Raw genomic sequence first — 4992 nt, forward strand, 5'->3', positions numbered from 1 at the left:
AAGCAAACGCACGAGTAACCGTAACGCCAAGTGCAGATGCAGACCGAGTAGAAGTTACAGTAGGAAACTCAACAGTGGTCGCAACGAAAACTGGCTCAACATGGAGTCTAACACCATCTAAAGACGGTGTAAGTGTAGATCCAACAAGCGGAGTAATCACTGTAGCACACAATGCAGCAAGTGCAGGAACACAAGTCAGCGCAACTGCAAAACACGGAAACAGTGATGCAAGTACAGCCTCAACAGCAAACTTACCAGCCAAAGAAACAACACCAAATGCACCAACAGTAGCAAGTGACGAAGCAAACGCACGAGTAACCGTAACGCCAAGTGCAGATGCAGACCGAGTAGAAGTTACAGTAGGAAACTCAACAGTGGTCGCAACGAAAACTGGCTCAACATGGAGTCTAGCAACTCCTAAGGACGGCGTAAGCATTGATGCCAACACAGGTGTCGTGACAGTCGCTCATAACGCTGCAGATGCCAACACAGTGATTAGTGCCACAGCGAAACATGGTAATAGTGATCTAAGTAGTCCAGCTAAGGGTAACCTTCCAGCTAAGGAAGTAACGCCAGATGCCCCAACTGTAGCAGTTGATTCAGATCAGGCACAAGAAGGAGGTTCAAAGAATCAATCATTTACGACTCAGGTTGATAGAAATAAATTACCAAATACAGGTTCTACAGATACAACTGCAATGATGATTGTAGGAACAGCAAGTGCTTTGCTTGGAATTGGCCTTACAGGGCGTCGCCGTAAAGAAGACTAAGTGTAAAAGTTTAATAATTGTAAAAATTTGGGAAGTTTCCCAATGTCAGTAAGTCAGTGGACTAACTATTTGAATAGAAGATGTGTTTAAGATTATCTATCCCATCTTCTATTTTTTTGCATAAAAAATAAAGGTTCTTTACCTTGTTTTTTGAGATTTATATTACTCTATAGATCAAATCAACTACCGATTGAATTTTTAGCTTTCTTGGATATTTGCGATTCGATTGAATGGTAGCTAACTGTTTTTTGAGGTAGTTTTTCAACTGTAGGGAAGAAAAAGGGAATTTTCAAAAAAATAACTTTTTATCTTGACAAGGGCTAGAAAACTTGGTATCATATAAAAGTTGAGAAAAGCAGAAGTGAGAGCTTCTCGCCTTGTGACATTAAGTTGCCTGGCCCTACGGATGAAAAGTTTCTAAGAAACGCTATCATAACGTGCGGGCTTGTATATTTACGAGTCCGCTATTGTTTTTCTCTAATAAAACAAAAGAGGTGAAAACCATAGCAAAGCAAGACTTATTCATCAATGATGAGATTCGTGTACGTGAAGTTCGCTTAATCGGTCTTGAGGGAGAACAGTTAGGTATCAAGCCACTCAGTGAAGCGCAAGCTTTGGCTGATAACGCTAATGTTGACCTAGTATTGATTCAACCCCAAGCCAAACCGCCTGTTGCAAAAATTATGGACTACGGTAAGTTCAAATTTGAGTACCAGAAGAAGCAAAAAGAACAACGTAAAAAACAAAGTGTTGTTACTGTGAAAGAAGTTCGTCTAAGTCCAACTATTGACAAGGGTGACTTTGATACAAAACTTCGCAATGCACGCAAATTCCTTGAAAAAGGAAATAAAGTTAAGGTATCTATTCGCTTTAAGGGTCGTATGATTACCCATAAAGAGATTGGTGCAAAAGTTTTAGCCGAGTTTGCTGAAGCAACTCAAGATATTGCCATCATCGAACAACGTGCTAAAATGGATGGACGTCAAATGTTCATGCAATTGGCGCCAGCGACTGACAAAAAATAATTGTCAGAAAGTTAAATAAAGGAGAAAAAATCATGCCAAAACAAAAAACACACCGCGCATCAGCTAAACGTTTCAAACGTACAGGTTCTGGTGGACTTAAACGTTTCCGTGCTTACACTTCTCACCGTTTCCACGGAAAAACTAAGAAACAACGTCGTCATCTTCGTAAAGCATCTATGGTGCATTCAGGAGATTACAAACGTATCAAAGCAATGCTTACTCGCTTGAAATAATAGCTTGACTGTAAGTAAAGAATTCTAGGAAATATTTGGAGGAAATAAAACATGGCACGTGTTAAAGGTGGCGTTGTATCACGCAAACGTCGTAAACGTATTCTTAAATTAGCAAAAGGTTACTATGGAGCTAAACACATCTTGTTCCGTACTGCAAAAGAACAAGTAATGAACTCTTACTACTATGCATACCGTGACCGTCGTCAGAAAAAACGTGACTTCCGCAAATTGTGGATCACTCGTATCAATGCGGCAGCTCGTATGAACGGACTTTCATACTCACAATTGATGCATGGTTTGAAATTGGCTGAAATCGAAGTTAACCGTAAAATGCTTGCTGACTTGGCTGTTAACGATGCAGCAGCTTTCACAGCTCTTGCAGATGCAGCGAAAGCAAAACTTGGTAAATAATAACAGATAAGACTGGAACAGGATTGTCCCAGTCTTTTTAAAAATAAAGGAGAAAAATATGGCTTCAAAAATGCTACACACTTGCTTGCGAGTAGAAAATCTTGAAAAATCAATCGCATTTTATCAAGATGCTTTTGGTTTTCAAGAATTGCGTCGCAGAGATTTTCCAGACCAAGCTTTCACGATTGTCTATCTGGGTCTTGAGGGCGACGACTATGAGTTGGAGTTGACTTATAACTATGATCACGGTCCTTATGTGGTTGGAGATGGCTTTGCCCATATCGCCCTCAGTACACCTGATCTTGAGGCACTTCATCAAGAGCACAGTGCCAAAGGCTATGAAGTGACTGAGCCAAATGGTCTGCCAGGAACTGCACCTAACTATTATTTTGTCAAAGACCCTGATGGCTACAAGGTCGAAGTCATTCGTGAAAAATAATCTCATGAAGTCAAGTAGAATGTTCGTTTTCTACTTGACTTTTTTTAGCTGAAAGAGTATACTAATAAAAATTTAACCTTTAAGGGGAGTCCAGAGAGACTCACAAGGTGTCAGATAAAAGAATAGTACAAATTTCTAGAGGAGACTTTTTGAGTGTGCTCTCTTGTGTTGTATGATTTTAACTGAGGCCTTGCACTAGCAAGGTCTTTTCTTTATCTGGTCCCCTTAAAATTTAAGGAGGAAAAGTCATGAATCCCACATGTAAGAAACGTTTGGGTGCCATTCGTTTGGAAACCATGAAGGTGGTTGCACAGGAGGAAATTGCACCAGCAATCTTTGAATTAGTCCTAGAAGGAGAAATGGTTGAAGCTATGCGAGCAGGCCAATTTCTTCATCTGCGTGTGCCTGATGATGCCCATCTTTTGCGTCGCCCTATTTCAATTTCGTCTATCGATAAGGCAAATAAGCAGTGTCATCTTATTTATCGGATTGAGGGAACTGGGACAGCTATTTTTTCAACCTTAAGTCAGGGAGATACTCTGGATGTGATGGGTCCTCAGGGAAATGGTTTTGACTTGTCTGACCTTGATGAGCAGAGTCAGGTACTCCTCGTTGGTGGGGGGATTGGTGTTCCTCCCTTGCTTGAGGTGGCCAAGGAATTGCATGCGCGTGGTGTGAAAGTAGTGACTGTCCTTGGTTTTGCTAATAAGGATGCTGTTATCCTTGAAAAGGAATTGACCCAATATGGGCAGGTCTTTGTAACGACAGATGATGGTTCTTATGGCATTAAAGGAAATGTGTCTGTTATCATCAATGATTTAGACAGTCAGTTTGATGCTGTTTACTCATGTGGGGCTCCAGGTATGATGAAGTATATCAATCAAACCTTTTATGACCATCCAAGAGCCTATCTATCTTTGGAATCTCGTATGGCTTGTGGGATGGGGGCTTGCTATGCCTGTGTCCTAAAAGTGCCAGAAAGCGAGACGGTCAGCCAACGCGTCTGTGAAGATGGCCCTGTTTTCCGCACAGGAACAGTTTTATTATAAGGAGAAAATCATGACTAGAAATCGTTTACAAGTTTCTCTACCAGGCTTGGATTTGAAAAATCCGATTATTCCAGCATCAGGCTGTTTTGGCTTTGGACAAGAGTATGCCAAGTACTATGATTTAGACCTTTTAGGTTCTATTATGATCAAGGCGACAACCCTTGAACCACGATTTGGTAATCCAACTCCAAGGGTGGCAGAGACACCTGCTGGTATGCTCAATGCAATTGGCTTGCAAAATCCTGGTTTGGAAGTTGTTTTGGCTGAAAAGCTTCCTTGGTTGGAAAGAGAATATCCAAATCTTCCTATTATCGCTAATGTAGCTGGTTTTTCAAAACAAGAATATGCAGCCGTTTCTCATGGTATTTCTAAGGCAGGCAATGTAAAGGCCATCGAGCTCAATATTTCTTGCCCCAACGTAGATCACTGTAATCACGGACTCTTGATTGGTCAAGATCCAGATTTAGCTTATGATGTGGTGAAAGCAGCTGTCGAATCCTCAGGTGTACCAGTTTATGTCAAACTAACCCCTAGTGTGACAGATATTGTCACCGTTGCAAAAGCAGCAGAAGATGCGGGAGCAAGTGGCTTGACCATGATTAATACTCTGGTTGGAATGCGTTTTGACCTCAAAACCAGAAAACCAATCTTGGCCAATGGGACAGGTGGAATGTCTGGTCCAGCAGTCTTTCCAGTAGCCCTCAAACTCATCCGTCAGGTAGCCCAAACAACAGACCTGCCTATCATTGGAATGGGGGGAGTGGATTCGGCAGAAGCTGCCCTAGAAATGTATCTGGCTGGTGCCTCTGCTATCGGAGTTGGAACAGCCAACTTTACCAATCCCTATGCCTGTCCTGATATCATCGAAAATTTACCAAAAGTCATGGATAAATACGGCATTAGCAGTCTAGAAAATCTCCGTCAGGAAGTAAAAGCTAGCTTTAGATAAGCTAGAACATCTTTATCGTCAATAAGACACAGAATTTTCATCATTTTGTAATATTTTCATCTTTATAACTATGTTAGAATAAAAATTAATCATGAATGATGTAGATAGTAATTTCT

7 protein-coding genes and 1 other annotated feature are annotated in these 4992 nt (G+C 41.1%); all 7 genes read left to right on the plus strand.

What is annotated here, in order from left to right; genetic code table 11:
* On the plus strand, positions 1 to 770 hold a 770-nt coding region (locus tag HMPREF0851_RS05780), incomplete at its 5' end, for an LPXTG cell wall anchor domain-containing protein (RefSeq protein ID WP_198004165.1).
* A gap of 347 nt (positions 771 to 1117) precedes the next feature.
* Positions 1118 to 1249 (plus strand) — a sequence feature (ribosomal protein L20 leader region).
* Between the two features lie 15 nt (positions 1250 to 1264).
* Entirely contained in the window at positions 1265 to 1795 is a 531-nt protein-coding gene (gene infC / locus HMPREF0851_RS05785) for a translation initiation factor IF-3 (RefSeq protein ID WP_000848180.1), read from the plus strand.
* Positions 1796 to 1827: 32 nt separating this feature from the next.
* Positions 1828 to 2028: a 50S ribosomal protein L35 gene (gene rpmI / locus HMPREF0851_RS05790; RefSeq protein ID WP_001125943.1), complete on the plus strand. Its 201-nt coding sequence runs from the start codon at positions 1828 to 1830 to the stop codon at positions 2026 to 2028.
* Between the two features lie 51 nt (positions 2029 to 2079).
* Positions 2080 to 2439 carry a 50S ribosomal protein L20 gene (gene rplT / locus HMPREF0851_RS05795; RefSeq protein ID WP_000124834.1) on the plus strand — a complete coding sequence of 120 codons (360 nt, stop codon included), beginning with the start codon at positions 2080 to 2082 and terminating at the stop codon, positions 2437 to 2439.
* 58 nt (positions 2440 to 2497) lie between these two features.
* Positions 2498 to 2878: a VOC family protein gene (locus tag HMPREF0851_RS05800; protein ID WP_000157162.1), complete on the plus strand. Its 381-nt coding sequence runs from the start codon at positions 2498 to 2500 to the stop codon at positions 2876 to 2878.
* A 248-nt stretch (positions 2879 to 3126) separates the two neighbouring features.
* On the plus strand, positions 3127 to 3927 hold the full coding sequence (locus HMPREF0851_RS05805; RefSeq protein ID WP_001070076.1) for a dihydroorotate dehydrogenase electron transfer subunit: 801 nt from the start codon (positions 3127 to 3129) through the stop codon (positions 3925 to 3927).
* Positions 3928 to 3937: 10 nt separating this feature from the next.
* Complete coding sequence (locus HMPREF0851_RS05810; protein ID WP_000197785.1) at positions 3938 to 4876, plus strand: dihydroorotate dehydrogenase; 939 nt, start codon at positions 3938 to 3940, stop codon at positions 4874 to 4876.
* Positions 4877 to 4992 lie beyond the last annotated feature (116 nt).

This window comes from Streptococcus sp. M334, from assembly GCF_000187745.1.
Taxonomy (GTDB): Bacteria; Bacillota; Bacilli; order Lactobacillales; family Streptococcaceae; genus Streptococcus.